The following is a 24,993-nucleotide window of genomic DNA, read 5'->3' as shown; positions in this document are numbered from 1 at the left end:
GTCGAGAGAACTGGGGACGACGATGTCATCACTGAAGAAGCTGCTCGCCATCACATTGTGCGCAGAGGCAATCATTGCCCTGTGCGCGCCAGGGCCGCTGCAGGCACAGGAAGCCTGGCCCGCACGCCCGATTCAAATGATCGTTCCGTCGTCTCCCGGCTCGGGAACCGACGCGCTGGCGCGGGCCATGGCGCAGCGCCTTTCCGAATCGCTGAAGCAGGCCGTGGTCGTGGAGAACCGGCCGGGCGGCAGCGGGGTGATCGGAACCAATGCCGTTCTCAAGGCGGCGCCGGACGGCTACACGATTCTCTACACAACGGCATCCAACATGGTGGTTGCGCCTGCCGTCATGAAGTCCATATCCCAGGAGGCAAGAAAGGGCCTCATGCCGATCGCGCAGACAGCCGCGGGTGGGGTGTTGCTGCTGGTGAGCCCGGATCTGCCGGTGCACGACTTGCCAGGACTCATCGAGCTGGTGAAGGCGAATCCGGACAAGTACAGCTATGGCAGCTGGGCCACCGGCTCGTCCGCGCACTTGACCATGGAATGGCTGAAGAAGCAGACCGGCATGAAGACCGAGCACGTCGCATATCGGACAACAAGTCAACTGCTCACCGAGCTTTCTTCAGGGGTGCTGAAGATCGGCTGGACCGATCCCAGCGTCGCGGTTCCGTTCCTGCGTTCCGGGAAGGTGCGTGGCATTGCCATCGTCGGCAACGTGCGCTCGCCACAGCTTGCCGACGTCAAGACCATGAGTGAACAGGGCTACAAGTTCAACACGGTGGGATGGTTCGGCATGTTCGCCCCGGCCGGAACCAGTCCGGCGATCGTGAAGCGGCTGTCCGATGAGGCCAACAAGGTGCAGGCATTGCCGGAGATCGCGGCGCTGATGAAGAAACTGAACTTCGAGCCGCCGCCGGTAAAGACCTCCGCGCAGCTGGGCGAGATCGTCCGCAGCGATCTGCAAGTCTGGTCGAAGATCGCTAGCGACGCAGGGATCAGGGTCGACGAATAGGGGCTGGCGCCCCGTCATTGCGGCCTGCCCAGCGGCCCACTGCCCGCCATGATGGCAGCCGGCCGTCAACGATCCAGTGCGCCTGCACCAGCGAATCCTTGTCATAAGAAGGAAAGTTCAAGGCGTGCCAGGTAAAGCGGAACGTTGCCCCCTGCCAGATGATTCGATCGTCGCGAAACACACCCAGACATCAACCCATCCACTGCATCCCCAAACCGGTTTGTCCTTCGGCGAGCTCAACCGCCGATCCGCAGGTGAACGGTCATATTCGATAGAGAACAGGAGACGGCATGGCGAAAATCGTTAAGTTCTATGAAACCGGCGGACCCGACGTCCTTCGTCTTGAGGACGGCAGCGTTGGTGAGCCCGGAGCGGGGGAGGTCCGCGTCCGCCACGTGGCGGCAGGCCTGAACTTCGCCGATACCTACTTCCGCAGCGGCACGTACAAGGTGCCGCTGCCCAGCGGCATCGGCAACGAGGCCGCTGGCGTGATTGAGGCTGTCGGTGCCGGCGTCACCCATCTGGCGGTCGGCGACCGTGTGACCTACACCGGATTTACCAACACGCTGGGCGCCTACAGCACGGAGCGGCTGATCTCTGCCGGTCCGCTGATCAGGCTGCCGCAGGCAATCAGTTGCGAAGTCGCGGCGGCCATGACCATGCGCGGTTTGTCGGCGGCCTACCTGATGCGCCGGATCTACCCCTTCAAGGCGGGCGACTCCATCCTGCTGCATGCCGCGGCAGGTGGTGTTGGCCTGATCGTTGCGCAGTGGGCCAAATTGTTGGGGCTGACGGTGATCGGCACGGTTTCGACCGATGCCAAGGCCGAAGTGGCGCGCGCCCACGGCTGTGACCACACCATCAACTACAGCCATGAGGACGTGGCCAGGCGCGTGCGGGAACTGACCGACGGCGTGGGCGTGAACGTGGTCTTCGACAGCGTGGGCAAGGACACCTTCATGTCCTCGCTGGACTCCCTCAGGCGCCGCGGCCTGCTGGTGTGCGTGGGTTTCGCCTCCGGCCCGGTAACCGGGTTCGATCCGGCAATTCTGGCCCGCAAGGGCTCGGCGTTCCTGACACGCCCGGGCCTGGCCGACTATATCGCCGATCCTGCCGAGAAGGCGGAACTGGTCGGCGAGCTGTTCGGCCACGTGGCGGCTGGCCGCATCCGCATCGGGATCAATCAGCGCTATGCCCTGGAGGATGCCGTGCAGGCACACCGGGACCTGGAGTCGCGGAAGACCACCGGCTCGTCCATTTTCGTGATTTGACGGCACGAAGCAGCTGTCTCATCCATCGACCTTCTCAAGATTCACATCTCAACCCGGAGATCCACCAACATGAACTTCCTTGACGGCCACCTGTATCCCGAGAACCAGCAGCCTCTGATCATCACCGCCGCTCCCTATGCGCCGGGCTGGATCCCGTCAGACTTCCCGGAAGATATCCCGGTCACCATAGCGGACCAGATCCAGAAGGCGGTGGATTGCTATGAAGCCGGTGCGAGAGTGCTGCATCTGCACGTGCGCGAAGAGGACGGCAAGGGCAGCAAGCGCCTGTCCAAGTTCAATGAGCTGATCGCCGGCGTGCGCAAGGCCTGTCCTGAAATGGTCATCCAGGTGGGCGGCTCCATCAGCTTCGCGCCTGAAGAGGGCCAAGGCGCCAAATGGCTTAGCGATGACACGCGGCATATGCTGGCCGAACTCGATCCTAAGCCCGACCAGGTGACGGTGACCGTCAACACCTCGCAGATGAATGTGACGGAGCATGCCGGTGTGGATGATTTCAAAGGACTGTCGCGAGGGTTCGCGCACCTCTACGATACCTACAAGGACATGGTCGTGCCCTCGAATCCCAGCTGGTTCGAGGAGCACGTTCGGCGTCTGACAGCCGCCGGGATTCAGAGTGAGTTTCAGTGCTACAACATCAACAGCTTTGAAACGATTGAGCGGATGATTCGCCGCGGCGTCTACAAGGGCCCGCTGGTGATGAACTGGGTGGCTATCAGCGGCGGCATGGATCAGGCGAACATCTACAACCTGGCAAACATCCTGTGCGCTGTGCCGGACGGAGCCGTGGTAACGGTGGAGAGTTCGGTGTTGAATGTGCTTCCCATCAACATGATCGGCATGGCCTTGGGCCTGCATGTGCGGTGTGGCATCGAGGACGTGCTCTGGAACCAGACCCGCACGGGAAAGATGAGCACCGTCGAGCAGATCAAGCAACTGGTGCGTATCGCCGGCGAATTTGGTCGCCCCATCGCGACGGCGCAGCAGACCCGCGAGATCTTGCAGCTTGGGGTCTTCTACGACACGGTGGAAGAGACGCTTCAGAAGAATGGCTTCGCACCCAATCGTAACGGTGGCCACCAGGGCTTCCTGCGCAAGGCCGAATGCATGTAAAGAGCCCTTGGAGGAACTGACGGCCCGGCATCCCGGACCCAACATGTGATGGCGAAGGCGGGACCCGCGACGGTGTGGGTCCCGCTCTTTCGCCTTGCTGCCGTGGACCCCCCAGACCTCAATTGCCGTGTGGCCGATACCGCGAGCAGGGTTTTCCCTCTGTTTGCGCGAATCGACAACAACTTGGCGTGATCGGTCAAGCCGGTTGACGCGTGGCGATCCGAGAATTGAGAAAAGACGGCAATCAAGAGGTACAGACATGAGGAAGCGAACCAATAACCTATGGTGGCGCGGATACGCCCTGGCGATCGGAGTCGGTGTCGTCGGTGGGGTGCCCGTGGCTCACGCCCAGGAGGATTGGCCAAGCAAGCCGATCCGCCTGGTGGTGGCGGGGCCTGCCGGCGGCAGCGCCGACGCCCTGGCGCGGCTGCTGGCGGAAGGCCTGCAGAAGGCGTGGAGCAAGCCGGTGATCGTGGAAAACAAGCCTGGTGCCGCCGGCGCGCTGGCGATCAGCGATTTGCAGGCCACCGGCAAGGATGGCCATACCCTTCTGGTCATCCAGGGCGGTGTCGTCAGCGAAGCGCCGTTGGCCTACAAGGTCTATTACAAGCCCTTTGCCGACCTGAAGCCCCTGGCCCAGGTCAGCCGCACGGGGTTGGTGCTGGTTGCCAACAAGGATGTGCCGGTCTCTAACCTCAAGCAGTTGGTGGACTACGGCAAATCGCAGAAGGACGGCCTGGTTTTCGCTTCCTACGCTGCGGGATTGAGGGGCCACACCTCGGGCATACTGCTCGGGCAACTCACCCACGTGCCAATGCGGCATGTTGGCTACAAGGGCTCTCCTCCGGCATTGAACGACCTGATGGGCGGCCATGTGCCGCTGATGTTCGATGGGGTGACTACCTCAATGCCGCTGATCAAGGCGGGGAAGATCAGAGCGATTGCCGTGGCCTATCCGACCCGGATTGCCGGATTGGCGGATGTGCCGACGTTCAAGGAGCTCGGTTACCCGCAGCTGGCGCAAGCGGGCTGGTTCGCCGTGTGGTCGCGCCCGGATGTCGCTCCGGCGGTCCAGCAAAAAATCCGCGAGGCGACGCTGGCGTATTTCAAGCAGCCCGCAGTGCAGAACCGCGTCAAGGATATGGGCATGGAGCAGGGGAATGCCGCCACCTCGGAAGAGATGATGGCGGACCTGAAGCAGGCATACCAGCAACAGGCCGCGCTGCTGAAGTCCATCAACTACCAGCCGGAATAATACGGCAGTCACCCGGCCGCGCAACTGGGCTGGGTGGTGACTACCGTTGCGGCATGCCCGACCGGTCGTGTCGATCTTTCAGTAAGGCGCGTCACCGATAATTGCGGTGCGCTCCATCTTCCGGTGGCACGGGGGGTAATCCATCACTGCGTAGTGCTGGGTCGAACGGTTGTCCCAGAACGCAACACTGTTTTTCTTCCAGCGAAAACGCACCTGGTACTCGGGGATGGTGGCCTGGCTGACCAGGTAGCTAAGCAGATTTGCGGCACCCGGCGCCTTGTCGATGCCGAAGCGCACATTGGCCGGCACGTTGTAGTTGGTGAAGTGCGTGGTAAAGCTTCCATTGACGAACAGCACTTTCTCTCCGGTTTCGGGATGGGTGCGCACCACCGGGTGCTCGGCGTCCGGGTACTGGGCCTTCAGCGCAAGACGCTTTTCGATCGGCATGGCGGCACCGAAGCTCGCCTCGATGCCGTGGCGCGCGCGCAATGTGGCGATCTTCGTCTTGATATCCTCGGGCAACTGGTTGTAGGCCTCGACCATGTTGACCCACATGGTGTCGCCGCCCACGGGTGGGCACTCGATACAGCGCAGCACGCAGCCTAGCGGTGGCTTCTCGCGCCAGGTGGCATCGGTATGCCAGGAATTCTCGTTGCGGTCGGGAGGACTGTCCGGGGTTTTGTAGATCTGGACCAGCCCCGGGTAATCGGGATGGCTGCCCACCACCGGATGGTCCTCCAGCTCGCCGAAGCGGCGCGCAAAAGCTACGTGCTGCGCGCGCGTGATGTCCTGGTCGCGGAAGAACAGCACGCGATGTCTGAGGAGCAGGGCGCGGATTTCAGCCATCAGCTGCTCGTCTTCGGCAGCCGCGCCGAGGTTGACGTTGCTGAGCTCAGCACCGATCGTGCAGGTGACTGGCTCGACCTGGATCGAATTGCCCAGAGAGGTTGCGCGGACCACTGCGGGTGCCGCTTTGAGGCGTTGGATCATGAAGGTTGTCTCCGATTTTTCGAACAGGCCGATCGATTCCTGCGAGTCTGGATCCAGCGGGTTTCTCCCGCTTGACACTACATGACCGGGATTTATCATTCCATGTCAATGTTCCACTCTGCTCGCTAATGTCGTCACTTGTCCGCGCTGCGGCCCTCACCAACTACAGCGAGGTCGCCCGAGCCGCCGGACTGGACCCGGTGCGGATGCTCCTTGACGCGGGTTTGAGTCCGGGCGTGCTGCGCGAGCCGGACCTCATGATTCCGGTTGAGCGTGTCGGACGACTGCTGCAGGCGTCGGCAACCATGTCAGGCAACGAGAGTTTCGGACTGTGCATGGCCGAGTCGCGCCTGTTGTCCAATCTTGGGGCCGTAGGATTGCTGATCCGCGACCAGGCGACGCTGCGCGACTCGCTTCGCATGCTGATGCGCTATCAGGCGTTGCTCAACGGTGCGCTGTCGCTGGCGGTAGAGGAGTGCGGCGAACTGGTCATTATTCGCGAGGCGGTCATCGCTGGCAGCGCACATCAGCCCACGCGCCAAAGGGTTGAACTGGCGCTGGGGGTAATGGTGCGGCTGATACGCCAGCTTCTCAAGCCCGACTGGGAGCCGCGGCGCGTATGCTTCGAGCACCCGGCGCCGCGCGACCTTGGTACGCACCAACGGTTTTTTGGCCCTTGCGTCGAGTTCGACTATGACTTCAACTGCATCATCTGCGCGAAGGCCGATCTCGATGCACGCAACCCGTCTGCCGATCCGGCCATGGCGCGCTACGCGCAGCAGCTGATCGACGCGTCTGTCATGTCGCAGCACGCGACCATGCTAGAAGACGTGCGGCGCATTGTCCTGCTGCTGTTGCCCAGCGGACGTTGCAGCATCGAGCAAGTGGCGGACCATCTGGGCGTGGTGTGCCGTACGGTCCAGCGCCGGCTGGCGGAAGAGGGACAAAGCTTCTCGTCGATCGTCAACGACATCCGCACGGAGCTTGCCGCGCGTCATGTCATCGAGAGCGATCGTTCGTTGACCGAGGTGGCGACCCTGCTCGGGTTTTCCGCGCCGAGCGGATTCTCGCGCTGGTATCACGCGCAATTTGGTTGCAGCCCCAAGGAGAGCCGGTCCACGCGCGGCACAGTGCGCCGAAAGACCACTGCTTAGCCTGCACCGACCGTGATGCCACCCTCGGCCATCCGCCCGATACGCCACGTAAGGTAAGATCTTGGGCGCTGCGAGCGGTGCAGCGCCGATCGAGGGCAACACCCGACCGGTTCCCCAATAATCGGAAGGACTTACCCCTCATGGGCAGACTCAAGACTACCAACACGCCAGAACTGCAGTCGCTGCTTGCGCCGCAAACACCGCAGAATCCGGTCACGCTGGCGGTCGAGCAGGCGCTTATGCATGGACGCGACTGGTCGGCATCCGTCGCCGACCAGATTGCGGTGCGGCTGGCGGGACTGATTACGATCGACGTGATCCACGCAGGCCAACGCCTGCTTGAGAAAGACATCAGCGAGGTCCTGGAGGTCAGCCGCGCTCCTGTGCGCGAGGCCTTGCGCATCCTGGAGCGGGAGCGGCTGGTCGAGTTCCGCGCGCGGCGCGGCGCCATTGTCACCGAGCCCAATGCCCAGGACCTGCGGGATATCTACGTGGTGCGGGACGCACTGTTTGCGATTCTGCTCAGGCAGTTGATGGAAGAACGCGCGGACGCGCTTGATGCGTTATTCGAGCAATTCATGCCGCGGCTCGGCAAGGCTGTCGAGGAATCGGTGGACGCCTATATCAGCGTGACCTTCCTGGCGAACATGGCCATGGCAGACCTGTCGAGCAACCGGCTGGTCGGGGAGCTGCTGAATTCCATCTCGCTGCGGGTCCTGCGCTATGTGCGGCTGGGGCTCGCATCCCGTCCCGGGTCGCTGGAGAATTCCTTCAAGACCTGGCGTGCCCTGCAGCGCGCCGTGACCAGGCGGGACATCGATGCGGTCCTGGAGACCGCGCACAAGCGCATCGGAAACTCCCGCGAAGCCGCCATCCGTGCCCTGGCATCCGGCGTCCGGAAAGGCAAGGCCGGCCCTGCCGGCAACGACGCTGTGCCAGCCGGCGCTTTCTGAGTCCGCGCGGGCGGGACTGCCCGCTTAGGCTCTCCGGTCAGGGGACCCGCGCCCGGCTGGCGAATGCATTCCACTCCCGGAAGACCGTGTCCAGGCACGATGCCGAATCGCAGCGGTCCCGCTTCTTGCGGAATGCTGCAATGTCGGCGTCGGTGATTGCCCGCGCCTTGAGCAGGCGCTGCTGGTCGGCATAGATGCGCTGGTAGCCCATGGAAAACAGCGCGGATTCGCAGATCAGGCGCTGCGCCTGCGTAGCGTTGGCGGCGGTGGCGGACGGATCGCAGTCGATGTCGGTGGCATGCGCGGTGCTCAGGAACATGAGGCTTGCGGATGCCAGGGTGTGGAGGGCGATGCGGACAATGCGGGTCATGACGGGTTGGGGGCAGGGCTGACGCTCGACGCAAAGGCGCCGTGTCAGGCGAATAGTAGCGCGCCCCGATAGCGGGCCGACAGGTCCACTGCATGCCGGCCCGCTTCGCCGCGCTTAGCGGAACACGCTGACCGCCTCCACCAGCCGTGTTGCCTGCTGCTTCAGGCTTTCGGCCGCAGCTGCGCTTTGCTCGACCAGCGCGGCGTTCTGCTGGGTGATGTTGTCAAGGTCGCTGACCGCGCCCCCTACCTGGGATATTCCGCTGCTTTGCTCGGTGGTGGCGGCGCTGATCTCGGCGATCAGGTCGGATACGCGTTTGACCTGCGAGACGATGTCGTCCATGGCCTTGCCGGCTTCGTCGACCAGCTTGGCGCCGGACGCGACGTTGTGGACGCTGACATCGATCAGTCCCTTGATTTCCTTGGCGGCATTGGCGCTGCGCTGCGCCAGGCTGCGCACCTCGCCGGCCACCACGGCAAAGCCGCGGCCCTGTTCGCCGGCGCGGGCGGCTTCCACCGCCGCATTGAGCGCCAGGATATTGGTCTGGAAGGCAATGCCATCGATCACGCCGATGATATCGGCGATGCGCCTGGAGCTCTCGGTGATCTCGTTCATGGTGTTGACGACCTCCGACACCGCCTGCCCGCCGCGCTCCGCGGCGACGCTGGCGGAGCCGGACAGCTTGTTGGCTTGCGCCGCGGTCTCCGCGTTGCTCTGCACCGTGGAGGTCATCTGCGCCATCGACGCGGAGGTTTCCTGCACGCTGGACGCCGCCTGTTCGGTGCGCGCGCTCAGGTCGATATTGCCGCGCGCGATTTCATTGCTGGCGGTCTGGACATTGACGACCTGGCCGCTGACGTCGTCGATCAGCCAGCGGAACATCAGGCCGAGCTGGCTGATCGTGCGCAGCGTCATGCCGATCTCGTCGACCCGGTTCATGTGCACGGCCTTCTGGCTTTCGCCGGACGCCACGCGCAGCGCCTGCTGCAGGACCTGTTCCAGCGGGGTGGTGATCTGCCGTTGCAGCCACCAGGATGCCAGCAACGTGGCAAGCGCCATGACCCCTGCAAAGCCTGGTAGTGCCATGCCGGAAAGGCCCATGCCCCAGGCGCCGATGATACTGACGGGGAGCAGGGCGGCCAGCGCCAGCCGCACGCGCCAGCGTACCGGCATGGTCTGGAACAGCGAGGTAAAGGCCATCAGGCCCGTGCGCACGATCAGTCCCTTGTGGAATTTCCGGCTGCCGGCCTGGCCCTCGCGGAAATCGCGATACAGCTTTTCCGCTGCCGCTATCTCCTCGCGTGTTGCCTTGGTGCGCACCGACATGTAGCCGGCGGGCCGGCCGTTGCGCACCACGGGCGTGGCATTGGCGCGGACCCAGTAATGGTCGCCGTTCTTGCGGCGGTTCTTGACCAGCGCGGTCCATGGCTCTCCGCCCTTGAGGGTGGCCCACATGTCGGCAAAGGCTTCGGCGGGCATGTCGGGATGGCGCACCAGGTTGTGCGGCTGCCCCTGGATTTCTTCCCGCGTGAATCCGCTGACCTCGACAAACGCGGCGTTGGCGTAGGTGATGTAGCTCTGCGTGTCGGTGGTCGACATCAGCGTGGCGTTGTCCGGGAAATCAAACTCGCGCTGGGTGACGGGCTGGTTGTCGCGCACGGCATTCCTCCTCATTCTCGATGGGCAGGGGGCGCATGCCTTGTTTGCTTTGCATGGATTCCGGCGCGCCACGGCTGCCGGACCGCGCCCCCTTCTCCCCGCCATGTCGGCCGCAGTTCCCTGGCGCTGATCCCCTCTTCCGTAGGGGAGGGGTTGAATACACTCAAACGAGTGAGGGCGACACCGTGGCGCAGGGCGTGGGTGTGGATCTGGCGTGCCTGGCTTGCTACATCCGGAACACCGCCCCCAGCCAGAAGCTGCGCGGCGCGCCCGGTGCCACGAACAGCGCGCTGGCGGCATCCCCCGGTGCCACGTGCGGGCGCACCAGGCTACCGCCGGGGAACACATCGTTCGCGATCTGTCCGTAGGTCTCGTAGCGCCGGTCAAAGACATTGGCCAAGCGTGCATAGATCTCAAACCGCTTGTTCACCTTGTACGCCGCGCGCAGGTTCAGGGTGGCGTAGCCGGGCACATGCCAGTCGGCGGTCTTCGGCGGCGCGCCCGGCTGCGGGTCGCTGCGCAGGCCGTCTTCGTTGCCGCTGGAGACGGTGCCTGACACCGCCACCAGGTCGGCGCCAAGCGTCAGGCCGGCCAGTGCCTGCCAGTCGAGGCCCAGCTTGAGCGCATGGCGGGGCAGGCCCGCCATGCGCATGCCGGGCCGGATGTCGATGGTGCGTTCGCCGGCGGCAAGCTGGCCGGCGGCCTGGTAGGTGGCCTGCAGATAGCTGTACGCAAGCCGCAGCGTGACATCGCCCACGCGCTGGCGGGCGGTGAGGTCCAGACCCTGGTTGCGGGTGCGGTCGAAGTTGGCGAAGTAGCCGAGCTGGGTGTTCGGCGCGCGCAGGAAGAGGATGTCGTCGTGATTGTCGACGCGGTAGAGCGACGCGGTGACTTCGGTGTCCTTGCCGCGGTGCCAGCGCACGCCTGCTTCATAGGAGTGTGAGACCACCTGCTTCAGGTAGGGATCGGCCTGCAGGCCGGCCGGCAGGCGGCAGGGCCGCGTCGGGTCGGCGCAGCCGAGTTCGAGCACGGTCGGTACGCGGTTGTTCTGCGCGTAGCCCCCGAACACGGTGACGCCGCCGCCCAGCTTCTGCGAGAGTCCCAGCGCGGGGTTGAGGCGGCGGTAGGTAAAGCTTTCGCGCGGCTGTTCGCTGCCGTCGCTGTTGCGCAGGGTATTGCTTACCTCGACGTGGTTCCACCTGGCCGAGGCGGTCAGGAAGGTGCTGGGGGTCAGCGACCAGGTGTCGGACAGGTACAGGCCGAGCATGCGCGAGCTGCCGCCGACGCCGGAGAACAGGGCATTGGGGGCGTCCGGGTCGGCCACGGCGCCGCGGTAGTCGGTGAAGGTGCCGGGCTGCGCGTACTGCGAATAGGTCAGGCGGCTGCGGTCCAGGGTCAGGCCGGCGTTGAGCAGGTGGCGGTCGGTCTCCCTGGCCATGCTCAGCGCCATGCCGACGGTCTGCTGCCACATATGGGTGGTGTTGATCACGGCGGGATGCAGCGCGGCGCCTTCGGCCCGGGTCATGCCGCAGTCGGCGCCGAGCGGGCTGCCGTCGGGCGCAAAGCCGTCCTCGCAGTCTTCGGCATAGGCCTCGTAGGCGGGGTTGACATCGCCGTTGGTGGTGTCGCGGCGGCTGGTGCGCACGTAGGCCAGCGCGGCGGCGCTGGTCTTGTCGTCGAACCAGTGGCGGCCGTTGACGACGACCTGGGTCACCTGGTTGCGGGTCTGGTCGGGGTAGGTGTACACGGCGTGGCGGTTGGCCTGGTAGAGGTCTGGCAGCGTGCCATTGGCGCTGGCGTGGAAGCTGGGCACCAGCCCGTTGCCGGTCAGCGTGCTGCGGCCGTGCAGCACGGAGACGTCCAAGCTGTCAGTGTCGCCCGCATAGCCAGCCTTGGCGAAGACGTTGCCAAGCCGGCCGCCCGACTGGTCACGCCAGCCATGCTCCTGAAACAGGGTGCCGGCCGCGAATGCGTGCCAGCCGCTGTCGCTGCGCACGCCGCCGGACAGGTCGGCGCGCTTGCGGGCGCCGCTGCCGTAGGACAGGTCGGCCGCGAAGCCGGGCGAGTCCAGCCCGGAACGAGTGGTCATGGCCAGCGCCCCGCCCAGGGTATTGAGGCCGTAGGCCGGGTTGGCGCTGGACACCAGCGACACGCTCGCCAGCGCGGCTTCCGGGATCATGTCCCAGCTGACCACGTCGCCGAAGGGCTCGTTGACGCGGATGCCGTCCAGGTAGACCGACAGTCCCTGCGGCACGCCCGGAATGGATGAGGCACGGAAGCCGCGGTAGGTGATGTCGGTCTGGAACGGGCTGCCCTGGATGTCGTTGACGTTGACGCCGGCCAGGTTGCGGGACAGGTACTCGGCCAGGTTGCCGGCGCGCGACCGATCCAGGTCGTCGCCGCGCACGGTCTGCACGGTGTAGGGCACCAGGTCGCTGTCGACGCCGATGCCTGGCAGCGGCGCGGCGGCCACCACCAGGACTTCCGGCAGCATGGCGCTGTCCTGGTTTGGGACAGCGGTGTCGTGCTGCGCAACAGCGGGCCGCTGGGCCATCAGGGCGACCGCCATGGCAATCGCGGTGGCGGCGCCGCGGCTGGTCCTGCGGCGGCAAGCCACGGTGTCGCGCGGCGCCTGCCCTGGCGGTGCGGGGCGCGGGTTGGCTGGCATGGTTCCGTCTCCTCCGGATAAGCGGCGCGATACCTGCATTGGGTAGCGCCTGCCCGGAGCTGAGCAGGTTTCGTACCGTGCATCGGGAGTCCGGCACTTGCGCGGTGAGCGGCCCGGGAACGCGCTGGCCGAACCCGCCTTGCGCCGATGCCTGTCACAAAACAGGACAGCTGCGGACACAAGCAGCGGGCCGGTGCTCAACCATGGGACAGTCGTTCGCAGCGCACCGCACAAGGCACGGCCTGGCTGCAGCGTCCGGCAGTGCGTCCGGCGCGGCCAGGCAACGGCTGGCATGGAGCGCGGCCTGATGCTGCGCTGCACATGGTATCGGCCTTGCTCTGTTCACCTGCATCAACACTCTGCCTGGTGCTTAGCCATGTTCCGCCGCCTTGGTCGCTGCCTTGCCTGCCTGCTGTTGCCGTGCCTCGGCCTGGTCCATGCGGGCGCAGCGCTGGCCGAGGGCGCGCACGGGTATCCGTCGCGGCCGATCACGCTGGTGGTGCCATGGCCAGCGGGCGGCGCCACCGATATCTCCATGCGCATCCTGGCGGAGCTGGCCGGGCGCGAGCTGGGGCAGCCGGTCGTGGTGGAGAACCGGCCGGGCGCCGGCGGCACGCTGGTGGGAGGCTTGCTTGCCGCGGCGCGGCCGGACGGCTACACCATCGGCCAGCTGCCGCTGACGGTATATCGCTTCCCGCATCAGCAGAAGACCGCCTGGCAGCCGCTGCGCGACATCCAGCCGGTGCTGATGATCTCGGGCTATACCTTCGGCATCGTGGTGCCCGCAGACAGCCCGTTACGCTCGCTGCGCGACGTGGTCGCCTGGGGCCGCGCGCATCCGGGCGAGCTGACCGTGGGCTCCACCGGCATCGGCACCACCGCCCATCTGGCGATGGAGGACGTGCTCGGGCGCAGCGGCGTGCGCTATATCCACGTGCCGTATCACGGCACCGCTGACCAGATGCTGGCGGTGGCCAACGGTTCGCTGATGGCGGGGGTCAATTCCACCGGCTTCGCGCCTTTCGTCGAGACCGGCAAGCTGCGCTTGCTGGCCGTGTTCAGCGCGCAGCGCTCACCGCGCTGGCCCGAGGTGCCGACGGTAAGCGAGCTGGGCTTTGCCGATGCGGTTCATCACTCGCCCTACGGCATCGGCGTGCCGCGCGGCACCGATCCGGCAATCGTCCGCCGCCTGCATGACGCATTCCGTGCCGCGATGCAGCAGCCGCGCCACCTTGCGGAACTGGCCAGGTACGACCAGGAGCTGACCTACCTGAATACCGCGCAATACGATGACTTCCTGCGCCATGCGTGGGAGACCGAGCGGAGCTTTGCCGAGCGCGTGGGCACCGCGCGGCCCAGGGGGCAGCTGTGATGGCCATGCAAGCGCCGCCGGCGCTGTGCTGCGACGCCGTGCGCAAGGCCTTTGGCAGCCGCGTGGCCCTGGATGGGGTCTCGCTCAGCGTGCGGCGCGGCGAGTTCGTGGCACTGCTCGGCCCCAACGGGGCGGGCAAGACGACGCTGTTCCAGATCCTCAGCGGCCTGTTCGTGGCCGATACCGGGCAGGTCACGGTCATGGGCAGCGACATGCGGCGCGATCCGGTGCGCGCGCTGGCGCGGCTGGGCATCGTGTTCCAGCAGCCGGCCATCGACCTGGACCTGCCGGTGCTGGCCAACCTGCGCTTTCACGCGGACCTGCACGGGCTGCCGCGCGGCGTGGCGGCGCTGCGCATCGCCCGGCTGCTCGATGACTTCGGACTGGCGGCGCGTGCGCGCGCACCGGTGCGCGAGCTTTCGGGCGGCAACCGGCGCAAGGTGGAACTGGCGCGCGCGCTGCTGCATGAACCGGCCATGCTGCTGCTGGACGAGCCGACGGTGGGGCTGGACCCGGCCTCGCGCGCGCAACTGGTGGCCGATGCGCGGCGCCTGACGGCGCGGGCGCAGGCCGGCGTGCTGTGGGCCACCCACCTGGTGCAGGAGGTGGAGCACGCCGACCGCGTGATCGTGCTGGACCGCGGCACCGTGCGTTTCGACGGCACCCCGGCCGCACTGCGCGGCGCCGCTGCGTGCGACACCCTGGAGGGCGCTTTCCTGGCCATGACGCCGCGGGCCCCTGTCACTGACCCGGCCGCGAGGCGCGTACCCGCATGAACAAGATGCCATCTCCCCGCTGGTTTGCCGGCGCCTTGCTGCTGGTCACGACGCTGCTGGTTGCCGCCGGCCTGGCCGAAGGCGCGCAGGGCGGGGCCGCGCGACCCGCCGGCCAGGCTGGCAACCAGGTCTTTGTCTCGAGCGAGAAGGACGATGCCCTCGCCGTCTTCGATGCCCGCAGCCGGCAGCTGGTCGCGGTATGGCGGCAGTGCAAGCGCCCGCGCCACCTGCAACTGTCGCCCGACCGGACGCGCCTGTACGTGGCCTGCAGCGACGACAACCGGGTGGATGTGGTCGACGTGGCCAGCCGCAAGACCGTGGCATCGCTGCCGGTGGGGGATGATCCGGAGTTGTTCGATCTCAGCCAGGACGGCCGCACGCTCTATGTCTCGAATGAAGAGGACGGGCTGCTGTCGGCCTACGACACGGCGTCGGGCAAGCGCGTGTTCGCGGTCAGGGTGGGCGAGGAGCCGGAGGGCGTCAAGGTCAGCGCCGACGGCAGGCATGTGTACGTGACCTCGGAGGTGGCCAACCTGGTCCATGTCATCGACGTGGCCTCGCGCAAGGTGATCCGCAATATCCAGGTCGGCAACCGGCCGCGGCGGCTGCTGCTGGTGCGCGACGGCAAGGAGCTGTGGGTATCCAACGAGCTCTCGGCCAGCGTCAGCGTGATCCGTACCGATACCTTCGAGGTGGCCCAGACCATCGCCTTCGCGCCGCGGGGCTTTCGCGCCGAGGACGTGACCCCGGTGGGCATGGCGGCCAGCGGCGACGGCACGCGCGCCTATATCGGGCTCGGCCGCGCCAACCATGTCGCGGTGGTCGAGGTGGCGTCGCGCCGGGTGCAGGACTATGTGCTGGTCGGCCGCCGCGCATGGGGGCTGGCGCTGAGCCGCGACAACGCGCGGCTGTATGTCGCCAACGGCCTGTCCGACGATGTCAGCGTGGTGGACACCGCCAGCCGCAAGGCGGTGGCCACGCTCAAGGCGGGCCGGGTGCCGCATTCGGTGGCGATCGATGACTGAGCGCTCGCGTGCGTGGTGGCAGTGGTGGCGTGCCGGGCTGGGCGCCGTGGCGCTGGCGTGGCTGCCTGCCGCGGTGCACGCTGCCGAGGTGCGCGTGGCGGTCGTGTCGCAGGCCGACGACGCGCGCTATGCGCCCCGGCGCCTGGCGCAGCGCTATCCCGGCCAGCCGCAGGGCCGTGCGCTCGACGGCGCCCAGGTGGCGGCCGCCGAAGCGCGCGTGGCGCTCGGGGCCGCGGGCCAGTCGCTCAGGCTGGAAGCACAGGAAGCCCGCACTGAAGCCGAGGTGGCCCCGCTGGTCGCGGCGCTGGCGCGGCAGGGCACGCGCTATATCCTGCTGGACCTGCCGCCGGCATCGGTCAGGGCGGCCACGGGCGCGGTCAAGCCGGGCGAGGCCTTGTTGTTCAACGTGTCGGCCGACGACGACGCGTTGCGCGGCGCCGGCTGCGCGCCGGTGCTGCTGCACACGCTGCCCAGCCTGCGCATGCGCGCGGATGCGCTGATGCAGTACCTGGCACTGCGCAAATGGCGCCGCGCCCTGCTGCTGAGCGGCCCGTCCGCGGCCGATGCGGCGCAGCGCGACGCGCTGGTGGCGTCGGCGCGGCGCTTTGGCATTGCCTGGTCGGCGCAGCGCGCCTTCCGGCTGTCCAACGACCCGCGTGAGCGCGACCAGGCCAACCTCGGCCTGCTGACCGGCGGCGTGGACTATGACGTGGTGGTGGTGGCCGATGCCGACGGCGAGTTCGCCCGCGGCGTGCCCTACGCCACGCTGCTGCCGCGCCCGGTGGTGGGCGCCGGCGGGCTGGGCGCGCAGGCGTGGCACTGGGCCTGGGAGCGCAATGGCGGGCCGCAGCTCAACCGGCGCTTCATGCGCGCGGCGGGCCGTCCGATGACCGGCTACGACTGGGCTGCCTGGGTGGCGGTCAAGGCCATTGCCGAGAGCGTGGCGCGCCTGCCCGGGGCCGGGTTTGCCGGACAGGCGCAGGCGCTTGCCGCCGGGCAGGTGGTGGTGGACGGCTTCAAGGGGCCGCCGCTGTCGTTCCGCCGCTGGGACCGCCAGCTGCGCCAGCCGGTGTTGCTGGCCCACCCCGACGGCGTGGCCGGCATGGCCCCGGTGGAAGGCGTGTTGCATCCGAAGAACAACCTCGACACCCTGGGCGCCGATGAAGCCGACACGGCATGCCGGGCCCCATCCGCGTAGCGCACCCATGGCCTCCATCCTGATCCATCGCTGGCGCGCGCTGCGCGCGGTTTGCGGGCGCGAGCTGCGCAAGTACCTGCGCCAGCCCGGGCGCCTGCTGTCGTCGCTGGTGCGCCCGCTGCTGTGGCTGCTGGTGTTTGCCGCGGGCTTCCAGAACGCGCTGGGCGTCGCCATTGCGCCGCCCTACGACACCTACATCGAATACAAGGTCTACGTGGCGCCCGGACTGCTGGGCATGATCGCGCTGTTCAACGGCATGCAGTCGTCGCTGGCCATGGTGTACGACCGCGAGATGGGCGTGATGCGGCTGCTGCTGACCGCGCCGCTGCCGCGGGGCTGGCTGCTGGCTTGCAAGCTTGCGGCGGGTACGGTGCTGTCGCTGCTGCAGATGGCCGCGTTCCTGCTGGTGGCGATGGCCTTCGGCATCCGCTTCGAGTCCCTGCACCTGCTGGCGGCGACGGGCGCCATGGCGCTGGCCGCGCTGATGCTGGGTGCGCTGGGCCTGCTGCTGTCGGTCCATGTGCGCCAGCTCGAGAACTTTGCCGGCACCATGAACTTCGTGATCTTCCCGATGTTCTTCATCAGCTCGGCGCTGTATCCACTGTGGAAGCTGCAGGAGTCGGGCGCGGAGCTGGTGTACCAGCTGGCCCGCTTCAATCCCTTCACCCACGCGGTCGAGGCGATCCGCTTTGCGCTGTACGGGCAGGTGGCGCCGCTGAGCCTGGCGGTGGTGGCGGGCAGCGCGGTGGTGTTCTTCGCGCTGGCGCTGCAGGGCTACGACCCGCAGCGCGGCATGGCGCGCCGGGGGCAGCAGGCATGAGGCGGCGGACGTGGGGCATGCTCCTGCTGATGGCGGCCGCACTGGGCCTGGCCAGTGCGGCGGTAGCGGCTGCCGGGGCAGCGGGCGCCGTCATCGCGCACAGCGATCCGCTGCAGTCGCCGCAATGGGCCTGGATCCACAAGGAGCTGCTGCAGTCTGGCCCGGTGGTGTTCGACAGCCGCGTCAGGGTGACCGGGCCGGCGTTTGCGGAAGACCCCATGCGCGTGCCGATCGCCTTCGATGCCTCGGCGCTGGGCGAAGTGGATCGCATCGTGGTGGCGGTGGACCGCAACCCGATCCGCGAGGTGCTGGCGTTCGAACCGCTGCGGGTGCGCCCGTCGCTGTCGTTCCGCTTCAAGCTGGAACAGGCATCGCCGGTGCGGGTGGCGGCGCGCACGCGCGATGGCACCTGGCATGTCGGCAGCGTGCTGGTCGATGCCGGCGGCGGGGGCTGCACGGTGCCCGGCGCCACGCGCCGCGACGGCAGCTGGAGCCGCACGCTCAACCGCGTGGACGCGCGCGTGTTCCCGGGCTTCGGCGGGGCCGCGGCACGCGTGCGGCTGCGCGTGATGCATCCGATGGATACCGGCCTGGCGGCGGGCATCCCGGCGTTCCATATCGAGACCCTGGTCCTGGCCGACGCGGCCCGGCAGCCGCTGCTGCGACTGACGCTGCATGAGCCGGTTGCCGAGAACCCGATTTTCTCCTTCGACCTGCGCGATGCCGTGCCGCCGGGCATGACGGTGGCCGGCCACGACAACAACGGCAACCGCATCGCGGCGCGGGTATCGCCATGAAGCGACGATTGCTACTGTGGTTGCTGCTATGCCTGGCGGGCCAGCCCGTGCCGCCGGCACTCGCCCAGCAGGCCGCGCTGCAGCCTCCTGACTACCGCCTGGCCCCGCGCGAGATCGCCGCGGGCGTGTGGCTGCTGGAAGGCTCCAATGCCGACTTCGCGGCCGGCAACGGCTGCAACATCATCAATACGGCGTTTATCGACACCGGCGACGGGGTGGTGGTCATCAACACCGGCCCGTCGCGGCTGTATGGCGAGCAGCAGCGCAAGGCGATTGCATCGGTCACGGCCGCCCCGGTGCGGCTGGTGCTGAACCTGAACCTGCATCCCGACTATTTCTTCGGCAACCAGGCCTATGCCGATGTGGGCGGCAGCGCCCTGGCCGGCACCATCGACGGGGCGCGGCGCGAGGGCGCCGCTTATGCCGACAACCTCTACCGCCTGTGCGGCGACTGGATGCGCGGCACCGAGCCCGTGCCGGCTGCGCACGCGCTGGCGCCGGGCCGGCTCACGATCGGGCGCCATACGCTGGAGATGGTGCGCCTGGACGGCCATACCGGCGACGACCTGGTGGTGCTGGACCACAGCGCGGGCGTGGTCTTTGCCGGCGGGCTGGTGTTCCGGCAACGCATTCCGACCACGCCGCACGCGGATATCGGCCGCTGGCTGGCCAGCCTGGGCCGGCTGCAGGCGCTGCTGGCCGACAGCGGGGCGCGCGTGCTGGTCCCCAGCCACGGGCCAGTGCCTGCGGCCGGCGGCGGCGCTGAGGCCATCGCGCAGACGCGCGGCTACCTGCAATGGCTGGACACGCGCCTGCGCGAGGCCGCGGCGCAGGGGCGGGACCTGGCCGAGGTCATGGCGATGCCGGTGCCGCAGCCCTACGCGCACTGGGCCGCGATGCCCGCGGAGTACCTGCGCAACGTCGGCCATCTCTACCCGGCGCGTGAGGAAGCCGCGCTTGGCCACTGACGCTGGCCAGCCGAGGCGGGCTGTTCAGTTCTGGAGCAACTGCAACGCAGTGTTGCGCGCTGGCACGGCCGTCATCACGCAACCGGGCCGCAACCGGCGTGCTGGTGCGGGGATGCGACTGGCATGGGAATTGCCAAAGGCGTGTCTGGTGGGTGGCGCAGTGGCGCACCTGGGAAACCCAAAACAAGAGAGGAGATGGCAATGAGGACGTTACGAGTAGTGATGGCGGTTGCGGCTGCCGCGGCCAGTCTGGCCGCGCAGGCGGCTGTGACCGATGCCATGATCGAGAACGACGCAAAGAGCCCCGGCGATGTGTTGTCGTGGGGCATGGGCCCGCAAGGCCAGCGCTATTCCACGCTGTCGCGCATCAATACGAAGAACGTCGGGCAGCTGGTGCCGGCGTGGTCGTTCTCGTTTGGCGGCGAGAAGCAGCGCGGGCAGGAATCGCAGCCGCTGATCCATGACGGCAAGATGTTCGTGACGGCCTCGTATTCGCGCATCTATGCGCTGGACCTGAAGACCGGGCGCAAGCTCTGGAAGTATGAGCACCGGCTGCCCGAAGGCATCATGCCGTGCTGCGACGTGGTGAACCGCGGTGCGGCACTCTACGACAACCTGGTGATCTTCGGCACGCTCGATGCGCAGCTGGTGGCGCTGGACCAGAAGACCGGCAAGGTGGTGTGGAAGGAGAAGCTGGAGGACTACGCCGCCGGCTATTCGTACACGGCGGCGCCCATGATCGTCAAGGGCATGGTGCTGACCGGCATCTCGGGCGGCGAGTTCGGCGTGGTGGGCCGGGTCGACGCACGCGATGCCAAGACCGGGCAGCTGGTGTGGTCGCGGCCGGTGGTCGAAGGCCATATGGGCTACAAGTACGACAAGGACGGCAACAAGACCGAGAACGGCGTGACCGGCACCGCCAACGCAAGCTGGCCGGGCGAGACCTGGAAGACCGGCGGCGCCGCCACCTGGCTGGGCGGCACCTACGATCCGGCCACCGGGCTGGTGTACTTCGGCACCGGCAATCCGGGGCCGTGGAACAGCCATATCCGCAAGGGCGACAACCTCTACTCGGCCTCGACGGTGGCGCTGGATCCCGCCACCGGCAAGATCGCCTGGCACTACCAGAACACCCCGAACGACGGCTGGGATTTCGATGGCGTCAATGAGTTCGTGACCTTCGACCTGGACGGCAAGCGCATGGGCGGCAAGGCCGACCGCAATGGCTTCTTCTACGTCAACGACGCGGCCAGCGGCAAGCTGGTCAACGCCTTCCCCTTCGTCAGGAAGATCACCTGGGCCACCGGCATCGACCTGAAGAGCGGCCGCCCCAACTACATCGCCGAAGGCCGCCCCGGCGACCCCGCCGCCGGCAGCGACGAGAAGAAGGGCAAGTCCGTGTTTGCCGCGCCGGGCTTCCTTGGCGGCAAGAACCAGCAGCCGATGGCCTACAGCCCGCAGACCGGCCTGTTCTACGTGCCCGCCAACGAGTGGGGCATGGATATCTGGAACGAGCCCATCAGCTACAAGAAGGGCGCTGCCTTCCTGGGCGCGGGTTTCACCATCCGTCCGCTGAACGAGGACTATATCGGCACGCTGCGGGCCATCAACCCCAAGAGCGGCAAGATCATGTGGGAGGTCAAGAACAGCGCGCCGCTGTGGGGCGGGGTGATGACCACCGCCGGCGGGCTGGTGTTCTGGGGCACGCCGGAAGGCTACCTGAAGGCGGCCGACGCCAGGACCGGCAAGGAGCTGTGGCAGTTCCAGACCGGCAGCGGCGTGGTGGCGCCCCCGGTCACCTGGGAAGAGAACGGCGAGCAGTACGTGGCGGTGGTGTCCGGCTGGGGCGGCGCGGTGCCGCTGTGGGGCGGCGAGGTGGCCAAGCGCGTGAACTTCCTGGAGCAGGGCGGCTCGGTGTGGGTGTTCAAGCTGCACAAGAGCTGAGCTGGCGGGAGATGACACTGCCAGGCGCCCGCATCGCATCATGGGTGCGATGCGGGCGCCGGGCGCGGGTGCAACAGGATGAAACGGGACTCAGGTATGAAGAAGGAATGGATGGCGCTGGCGGTGGCTTCGGCGCTGCTGCCGGGCGCGGCGCTGGCCGGCACGGCCGCCGACATGCAGGCCCTGGCCGACAAGAGCGGCTGCTTTTCCTGCCATGGCATGCAGTCAAAGCTGGTGGGCCCGGGGTTTGCCGAGGTGGCTGCCAAGTACAAGGGCGACAGCCAGGCGGCGGAGCGGCTGGCAAAGAAGATCCGCGAAGGCGGCAAGGGCGCGTGGGGGCGGATTCCGATGCCGCCGCATGGCAGCCTTGCTGAGGACGATGCGAAGAAACTGGCGGAGTGGGTGTTGAGTGCCAGCTGAGGCCGGCGACTGTCTTGACGATGCCGGCATGCCGGCAAGGAACCCCGGCTGGCGCCTGCCATGCCGGGGTTTTTCCTTTCTTAGCGCTGGCCGCTGCTCAGCCGCAGCGAGTTGCCATCGCTGCGAAATACCATCGCTTGCTCGCGTGCCTGCGCCACGGCCAGCCGGCCCTGCAGCACGATCTCGCTGACCTTGTCGTGCGCGCCGGAGCGCTCGCACACCGGGTCCGTGGCGGTGGCGTCGCCGGTGACCAGGAACGCCTGGCAGCGGCAGCCGCCGTAGTCCTGCTCGCGCTGGTCGCAGGAACGGCAGGGTTCCTGCATCCACTGCGTGCCGCGGAAACGGCGGAAGGCATCGCTTTCGGTCCAGATCTCGCGCAGCCCCTGCGTGGCGACATTGGGCAGCGCCAGGCCCGGCAGCATGCGCGCCGCGTGGCAGGGCAGCGCGGTGCCGTCCGGCGCCACGCCAAGGAAGGTGGTGCCCCAGCCGTTCATGCACTTCTTGGGCCGCGCCTCGAAGTAATCAGGCACGACGAACAGGATCTGGCATTGCCTGCCGATGCGCGCGCGGTACTGCCGGACCACGGCCTCGGCCTCGCGCAGCTGCTCATGGGTGGGCAGCAGCGCCAGCCGGTTCTCCCAGGCCCAGCCGTAGTACTGCGTGTTGGCCAGTTCCAGGTATTCGGCGCCCATCTGCAGGGCCATCTCGATGATGGTGCCGACATGCGGCAGGTTATGCCGGTGCAGCACGCAGTTCATCACCATCGGATAGCCGTGCGCCTTGATCATGCGCGCCACGCGCTGCTTCAGGTCGAAGGTGCGGGTGCTGGACAGGAAGTCGTTGAGCTCGCGGGTGGAGTCCTGGAACGACAGCTGGATATGGTCCAGGCCGGCGTCGCGCAGGGCGGCAAGGCGGGCGTCGGTCAGGCCCACGCCCGAGGTGATGAGGTTGGTGTAGAAGCCCAGGCCATGCGCATGCCTGACCAGTACTTCAAGGTCCTTGCGCAGCAGTGGTTCGCCGCCGGACAGCCCGAGTTGCACCGCGCCCAGCGCCCGCGCCTGGCTGAACACGTCGCACCATTGCACGGTGCTCAGCTCGGCCGTATGCCGGGCATAGTCCACCGGGTTGGAGCAGAAGGCGCAATGCAGCGGGCAGCGGTAGGTCAGCTCGGCCAGCAGCCACAGCGGCGGGCCGGGCGCGGCCTCAGACCAGCCAGCCGCGTTCGATCGCATGTTTGACAAAGGCATGTACCTCCGGGGCGATTCCCTGCACGCCAAACGCGGCCTGCAGGTCGTCGATCAGCATGTCCAGCGTGTGGCTGCCGTCGCAGCGCTGCAGGATCGCGGCGGCGCTGTCGTTGAGGGTGACCATGCCTTCCGGGTACAGCAGCACCCAGCTTTGCTGGGAGGCTTCCCATTGCAGGCGAAAGGTCCGGTGCAGGGTCGGTCTGGCGAGGTCTTGCGTGCTGGCTGTCATGGGTTGGCTTGCTGGATGGCGTCGAGCATCGACCAGAGCACGTCGAGCTTGAACTGCAGGATGTCGAGGGCGCGCTGCTGTTGCGCCGCGCTGCGGAAATGGCCCAGCGTCACGCGCAGGCCATGGTCCACGTCGCGCTGCGCGAGCGGAATGCGAGAGCGGAAGTAGTCCAGCCCGGCGGCCTCGATCCACGGGTAATGCGTGGGCCAGCCGGCCAGGCGTTCCTTGTGGATTGCGGGCGCGAACATCTCCGTCAGCGACGAGCACACGGCTTCCTGCCACGGTGCGCGGCGCGCAAAGTTGACGTAGGCATCGACGGCAAAGCGCACCCCGGGCAGCACGTGCCGGTGGCTCAGCAGTGCTTCGCGCTCCAGGCCCACCGCCTGGCCCAGGCGCAGCCAGGCCTCGATGCCGCCGGGCTGGGTGTCGGTGCCGTCGTGGTCAAGGATGCGCACCACCCACTCGCGGCGGGTGTCGCGCTCGGGGCAATTGGACAGGATGGCGGCGTCCTTCAGCGGGATGTTGTCCTGATAGTAGAAGCGGTTGGTCACCCATGCGCGGATCTGCGCGGGCGAACACTGGCCTGCCGCCATGCGCTGGTTGAAAGGATGGTGGATGTGGTAGCCGCTTTCCCTGGCGCGCAGGCGGGCCTCGAACTCGGCCTCGGTCCAGGCGATGGGGGGGATGGGGAGGATGGCAGTTGTCATAGGGCGATTTCCATGCCGTCGTACGCCACCTCGATGCCATGCCGCGCCAGCTCTGCGCGCTCGGGCGAGTCTTCCACCAGCACCGGGTTGGTATTGTTGATATGGATAAGAATCTTGCGGCTGGCGGGCAGCCGCTCCAGGACCTCGATCATGCCGCCGGGTCCCGACAGGGCCAGGTGGCCCATGTCGGCGGCGCTCTTGCCCGAGAAGCCAGGCGCCTGCATCTCGTCGTCGCGCCAGAAGGTGCCGTCGACCAGCACGATGTCGGCGCTGTGCAGCTCGGCAAAGACGTGGTCGTCGATGCGGCCCAGGCCGGGCGCATAGAAGGCGCTGCGGCCGCTGCGGCGGTCTTCGATGCGCAGGCCGATGTTGTCGCCCGCGCGCGGCGCGTGGCGGTTGGGCGAGTAGGGCGGGGCCTTGCTCTCCAGCGGTATCGCCGTCAGTGTCAGGCCGTCCAGCGGCGGGACTGAAAACGCGGTGCCGTCGCAGGGCAGGGCATGCGTCCGCAGTCCGCAGTAGTGCGACAGGATGCGCGTCAGCGGGAAGGCGGCGCCCAGGTCGTCCAGCACGGCGGCGGTGGCATAGAGCGGCAGCGCCTCGCGGTGTTCGCGCAGCATCAGCAGGCCGGTGACGTGGTCGATCTGCGCATCCATCAGCACGACCGCGGCGATGGCGGTGTCGCGCGGCGCGCGCGCGGGCTGCAGCGCGGGTGCCTGGCGCAGCTGCTGCAGGATATCGGGCGAGGCATTGACCAGGATGGCATCAGGCCCGTCGCCCGTCAGCGCGATCGAGGATTGCGTGCGCGGCGTGGCGCGCACCGTGCCGCGGCGCACGCCGTCGCAGTTGTGGCAGTTGCAGTTCCACTGCGGAAAGCCGCCGCCGGCGGCCGACCCCAGTACCCGGATGCTTGTCATGGCGTGAGCGCTTGGTGTTGGGTCATGGCTTCACGGGGCAGGCGCCAGGCCTGGCGTCTGCCTGCGTTGGTTGTGCTTGCGGTCCGCGGCTTGCCTGTCGGCGCAGCGCC

The 24,993-nt window shown here is 67.4% G+C and carries 23 protein-coding genes; 15 read left to right on the top strand and 8 right to left on the bottom strand.

Annotated elements, in window-relative coordinates:
• Positions 1-22: 22 nt before the first annotated feature.
• From AC3WRI_RS07485 to AC3WRI_RS07470, 4 genes are all read left to right on the top strand, one after another.
• Complete coding sequence (locus AC3WRI_RS07485) at positions 23-1,015, top strand: Bug family tripartite tricarboxylate transporter substrate binding protein (RefSeq protein ID WP_010809756.1); 993 nt, start codon at positions 23-25, stop codon at positions 1,013-1,015.
• A 290-nt stretch (positions 1,016-1,305) separates the two neighbouring features.
• A complete protein-coding gene (locus AC3WRI_RS07480; RefSeq protein ID WP_492292952.1) occupies positions 1,306-2,286 on the top strand; it encodes a quinone oxidoreductase family protein in 981 nt (326 codons plus the stop codon).
• A 69-nt stretch (positions 2,287-2,355) separates the two neighbouring features.
• Complete coding sequence (locus AC3WRI_RS07475; RefSeq protein ID WP_492292950.1) at positions 2,356-3,417, top strand: beta-keto acid cleavage family enzyme; 1,062 nt, start codon at positions 2,356-2,358, stop codon at positions 3,415-3,417.
• A 259-nt stretch (positions 3,418-3,676) separates the two neighbouring features.
• On the top strand, positions 3,677-4,672 hold the full coding sequence (locus AC3WRI_RS07470; protein WP_011616966.1) for a Bug family tripartite tricarboxylate transporter substrate binding protein: 996 nt from the start codon (positions 3,677-3,679) through the stop codon (positions 4,670-4,672).
• A gap of 78 nt (positions 4,673-4,750) precedes the next feature.
• Here AC3WRI_RS07470 and AC3WRI_RS07465 read toward each other — a convergent pair whose 3' ends face one another.
• Positions 4,751-5,662, bottom strand: a complete 912-nt coding sequence (locus AC3WRI_RS07465; RefSeq protein WP_010809760.1) for a TauD/TfdA dioxygenase family protein — start codon at positions 5,660-5,662, stop codon at positions 4,751-4,753.
• Positions 5,663-5,790: 128 nt separating this feature from the next.
• Here AC3WRI_RS07465 and AC3WRI_RS07460 point away from each other — a divergent pair, with 128 nt between their 5' ends.
• Together AC3WRI_RS07460 and AC3WRI_RS07455 are read left to right on the top strand one after the other, a co-directional pair.
• Complete coding sequence (locus AC3WRI_RS07460; protein ID WP_011616967.1) at positions 5,791-6,816, top strand: AraC family transcriptional regulator; 1,026 nt, start codon at positions 5,791-5,793, stop codon at positions 6,814-6,816.
• Positions 6,817-6,956: 140 nt separating this feature from the next.
• Entirely contained in the window at positions 6,957-7,769 is an 813-nt protein-coding gene (locus AC3WRI_RS07455) for a GntR family transcriptional regulator (protein ID WP_010809762.1), read from the top strand.
• A 37-nt stretch (positions 7,770-7,806) separates the two neighbouring features.
• Here AC3WRI_RS07455 and AC3WRI_RS07450 read toward each other — a convergent pair whose 3' ends face one another.
• From AC3WRI_RS07450 to AC3WRI_RS07440, 3 genes are all read right to left on the bottom strand, one after another.
• Positions 7,807-8,139: a hypothetical protein gene (locus AC3WRI_RS07450; protein WP_011616968.1), complete on the bottom strand. Its 333-nt coding sequence runs from the start codon at positions 8,137-8,139 to the stop codon at positions 7,807-7,809.
• A 114-nt stretch (positions 8,140-8,253) separates the two neighbouring features.
• Positions 8,254-9,798, bottom strand: coding sequence for a methyl-accepting chemotaxis protein (locus AC3WRI_RS07445; protein ID WP_011616969.1), 1,545 nt, complete (start codon positions 9,796-9,798; stop codon positions 8,254-8,256).
• Positions 9,799-10,024: 226 nt separating this feature from the next.
• Positions 10,025-12,466 carry a TonB-dependent receptor gene (locus AC3WRI_RS07440; protein ID WP_492292948.1) on the bottom strand — a complete coding sequence of 814 codons (2,442 nt, stop codon included), beginning with the start codon at positions 12,464-12,466 and terminating at the stop codon, positions 10,025-10,027.
• A gap of 376 nt (positions 12,467-12,842) precedes the next feature.
• Here AC3WRI_RS07440 and AC3WRI_RS07435 point away from each other — a divergent pair, with 376 nt between their 5' ends.
• The 9 genes from AC3WRI_RS07435 (at position 12,843) to AC3WRI_RS07395 (ending at position 21,786) form a co-directional block, all read left to right on the top strand.
• On the top strand, positions 12,843-13,838 hold the full coding sequence (locus AC3WRI_RS07435; RefSeq protein ID WP_492292947.1) for a tripartite tricarboxylate transporter substrate binding protein: 996 nt from the start codon (positions 12,843-12,845) through the stop codon (positions 13,836-13,838).
• Entirely contained in the window at positions 13,838-14,614 is a 777-nt protein-coding gene (locus AC3WRI_RS07430; RefSeq protein WP_439669915.1) for an ABC transporter ATP-binding protein, read from the top strand. Before AC3WRI_RS07435 ends, AC3WRI_RS07430 begins: the two co-directional genes overlap by 1 nt.
• Positions 14,611-15,639: a PQQ-dependent catabolism-associated beta-propeller protein gene (locus AC3WRI_RS07425; RefSeq protein ID WP_010809767.1), complete on the top strand. Its 1,029-nt coding sequence runs from the start codon at positions 14,611-14,613 to the stop codon at positions 15,637-15,639. The genes AC3WRI_RS07430 and AC3WRI_RS07425 overlap by 4 nt, the downstream gene beginning before the upstream one ends.
• Positions 15,632-16,837 carry a type 1 periplasmic-binding domain-containing protein gene (locus tag AC3WRI_RS07420; RefSeq protein WP_010809768.1) on the top strand — a complete coding sequence of 402 codons (1,206 nt, stop codon included), beginning with the start codon at positions 15,632-15,634 and terminating at the stop codon, positions 16,835-16,837. Before AC3WRI_RS07425 ends, AC3WRI_RS07420 begins: the two co-directional genes overlap by 8 nt.
• A 7-nt stretch (positions 16,838-16,844) precedes the next feature.
• A complete protein-coding gene (locus AC3WRI_RS07415; RefSeq protein ID WP_010809769.1) occupies positions 16,845-17,657 on the top strand; it encodes an ABC transporter permease in 813 nt (270 codons plus the stop codon).
• A gap of 17 nt (positions 17,658-17,674) precedes the next feature.
• Positions 17,675-18,454 (top strand): quinoprotein dehydrogenase-associated SoxYZ-like carrier, encoded by a 780-nt coding sequence (locus tag AC3WRI_RS07410; RefSeq protein ID WP_234788133.1) that lies wholly within the window; start codon positions 17,675-17,677, stop codon positions 18,452-18,454.
• Positions 18,451-19,422, top strand: a complete 972-nt coding sequence (locus AC3WRI_RS07405; protein ID WP_492292945.1) for a quinoprotein relay system zinc metallohydrolase 1 — start codon at positions 18,451-18,453, stop codon at positions 19,420-19,422. The genes AC3WRI_RS07410 and AC3WRI_RS07405 overlap by 4 nt, the downstream gene beginning before the upstream one ends.
• Before the next feature lie 201 nt (positions 19,423-19,623).
• Entirely contained in the window at positions 19,624-21,366 is a 1,743-nt protein-coding gene (locus tag AC3WRI_RS07400; protein WP_010809772.1) for a PQQ-dependent methanol/ethanol family dehydrogenase, read from the top strand.
• Positions 21,367-21,462: 96 nt separating this feature from the next.
• The gene (locus AC3WRI_RS07395) at positions 21,463-21,786 is read left to right on the top strand and encodes a c-type cytochrome (RefSeq protein ID WP_010809773.1); all 324 of its coding nucleotides are present in this window, start codon (positions 21,463-21,465) and stop codon (positions 21,784-21,786) included.
• 80 nt (positions 21,787-21,866) lie between these two features.
• Here AC3WRI_RS07395 and pqqE read toward each other — a convergent pair whose 3' ends face one another.
• Genes pqqE through pqqB form a run of 4 tightly spaced genes read right to left on the bottom strand, consistent with a single transcriptional unit; the run spans position 21,867 to position 24,883 of the window.
• Complete coding sequence (gene pqqE, locus AC3WRI_RS07390; RefSeq protein WP_010809774.1) at positions 21,867-23,018, bottom strand: pyrroloquinoline quinone biosynthesis protein PqqE; 1,152 nt, start codon at positions 23,016-23,018, stop codon at positions 21,867-21,869.
• The gene (gene pqqD, locus AC3WRI_RS07385; RefSeq protein ID WP_010809775.1) at positions 22,990-23,262 is read right to left on the bottom strand and encodes a pyrroloquinoline quinone biosynthesis peptide chaperone PqqD; all 273 of its coding nucleotides are present in this window, start codon (positions 23,260-23,262) and stop codon (positions 22,990-22,992) included. Before pqqD ends, pqqE begins: the two co-directional genes overlap by 29 nt.
• Positions 23,259-23,969 carry a pyrroloquinoline-quinone synthase PqqC gene (gene pqqC / locus AC3WRI_RS07380; protein ID WP_010809776.1) on the bottom strand — a complete coding sequence of 237 codons (711 nt, stop codon included), beginning with the start codon at positions 23,967-23,969 and terminating at the stop codon, positions 23,259-23,261. Before pqqC ends, pqqD begins: the two co-directional genes overlap by 4 nt.
• Positions 23,966-24,883 (bottom strand): pyrroloquinoline quinone biosynthesis protein PqqB, encoded by a 918-nt coding sequence (gene pqqB, locus AC3WRI_RS07375; RefSeq protein WP_011616980.1) that lies wholly within the window; start codon positions 24,881-24,883, stop codon positions 23,966-23,968. Before pqqB ends, pqqC begins: the two co-directional genes overlap by 4 nt.
• Positions 24,884-24,993: the final 110 nt, after the last annotated feature.

Source organism: Cupriavidus sp. FW305-27, assembly GCF_058787995.1.
Note: the sequence above shows the minus strand (reverse complement) of the source record. Positions and strands in the feature narration are given on the sequence as shown.

Bases quoted from the DNA above. Each gene is read 5' to 3' on its own strand.
- AC3WRI_RS07485 (WP_010809756.1), top strand. From the start codon at position 23: ATGTCATCACTGAAGAAGCTGCTCGCCATCACATTGTGCGCAGAGGCA.
- AC3WRI_RS07480 (WP_492292952.1), top strand. From the start codon at position 1,306: ATGGCGAAAATCGTTAAGTTCTATGAAACCGGCGGACCCGACGTCCTT.
- AC3WRI_RS07475 (WP_492292950.1), top strand. From the start codon at position 2,356: ATGAACTTCCTTGACGGCCACCTGTATCCCGAGAACCAGCAGCCTCTG.
- AC3WRI_RS07470 (WP_011616966.1), top strand. From the start codon at position 3,677: ATGAGGAAGCGAACCAATAACCTATGGTGGCGCGGATACGCCCTGGCG.
- AC3WRI_RS07465 (WP_010809760.1), bottom strand. From the start codon at position 5,662: ATGATCCAACGCCTCAAAGCGGCACCCGCAGTGGTCCGCGCAACCTCT.
- AC3WRI_RS07460 (WP_011616967.1), top strand. From the start codon at position 5,791: ATGTCGTCACTTGTCCGCGCTGCGGCCCTCACCAACTACAGCGAGGTC.
- AC3WRI_RS07455 (WP_010809762.1), top strand. From the start codon at position 6,957: ATGGGCAGACTCAAGACTACCAACACGCCAGAACTGCAGTCGCTGCTT.
- AC3WRI_RS07450 (WP_011616968.1), bottom strand. From the start codon at position 8,139: ATGACCCGCATTGTCCGCATCGCCCTCCACACCCTGGCATCCGCAAGC.
- AC3WRI_RS07440 (WP_492292948.1), bottom strand. From the start codon at position 12,466: ATGCCAGCCAACCCGCGCCCCGCACCGCCAGGGCAGGCGCCGCGCGAC.
- AC3WRI_RS07435 (WP_492292947.1), top strand. From the start codon at position 12,843: ATGTTCCGCCGCCTTGGTCGCTGCCTTGCCTGCCTGCTGTTGCCGTGC.
- AC3WRI_RS07430 (WP_439669915.1), top strand. From the start codon at position 13,838: ATGGCCATGCAAGCGCCGCCGGCGCTGTGCTGCGACGCCGTGCGCAAG.
- AC3WRI_RS07425 (WP_010809767.1), top strand. From the start codon at position 14,611: ATGAACAAGATGCCATCTCCCCGCTGGTTTGCCGGCGCCTTGCTGCTG.
- AC3WRI_RS07420 (WP_010809768.1), top strand. From the start codon at position 15,632: ATGACTGAGCGCTCGCGTGCGTGGTGGCAGTGGTGGCGTGCCGGGCTG.
- AC3WRI_RS07415 (WP_010809769.1), top strand. From the start codon at position 16,845: ATGGCCTCCATCCTGATCCATCGCTGGCGCGCGCTGCGCGCGGTTTGC.
- AC3WRI_RS07410 (WP_234788133.1), top strand. From the start codon at position 17,675: ATGCTCCTGCTGATGGCGGCCGCACTGGGCCTGGCCAGTGCGGCGGTA.
- AC3WRI_RS07405 (WP_492292945.1), top strand. From the start codon at position 18,451: ATGAAGCGACGATTGCTACTGTGGTTGCTGCTATGCCTGGCGGGCCAG.
- AC3WRI_RS07400 (WP_010809772.1), top strand. From the start codon at position 19,624: ATGAGGACGTTACGAGTAGTGATGGCGGTTGCGGCTGCCGCGGCCAGT.
- AC3WRI_RS07395 (WP_010809773.1), top strand. From the start codon at position 21,463: ATGAAGAAGGAATGGATGGCGCTGGCGGTGGCTTCGGCGCTGCTGCCG.
- pqqE (WP_010809774.1), bottom strand. From the start codon at position 23,018: ATGCGATCGAACGCGGCTGGCTGGTCTGAGGCCGCGCCCGGCCCGCCG.
- pqqD (WP_010809775.1), bottom strand. From the start codon at position 23,262: ATGACAGCCAGCACGCAAGACCTCGCCAGACCGACCCTGCACCGGACC.
- pqqC (WP_010809776.1), bottom strand. From the start codon at position 23,969: ATGACAACTGCCATCCTCCCCATCCCCCCCATCGCCTGGACCGAGGCC.
- pqqB (WP_011616980.1), bottom strand. From the start codon at position 24,883: ATGACAAGCATCCGGGTACTGGGGTCGGCCGCCGGCGGCGGCTTTCCG.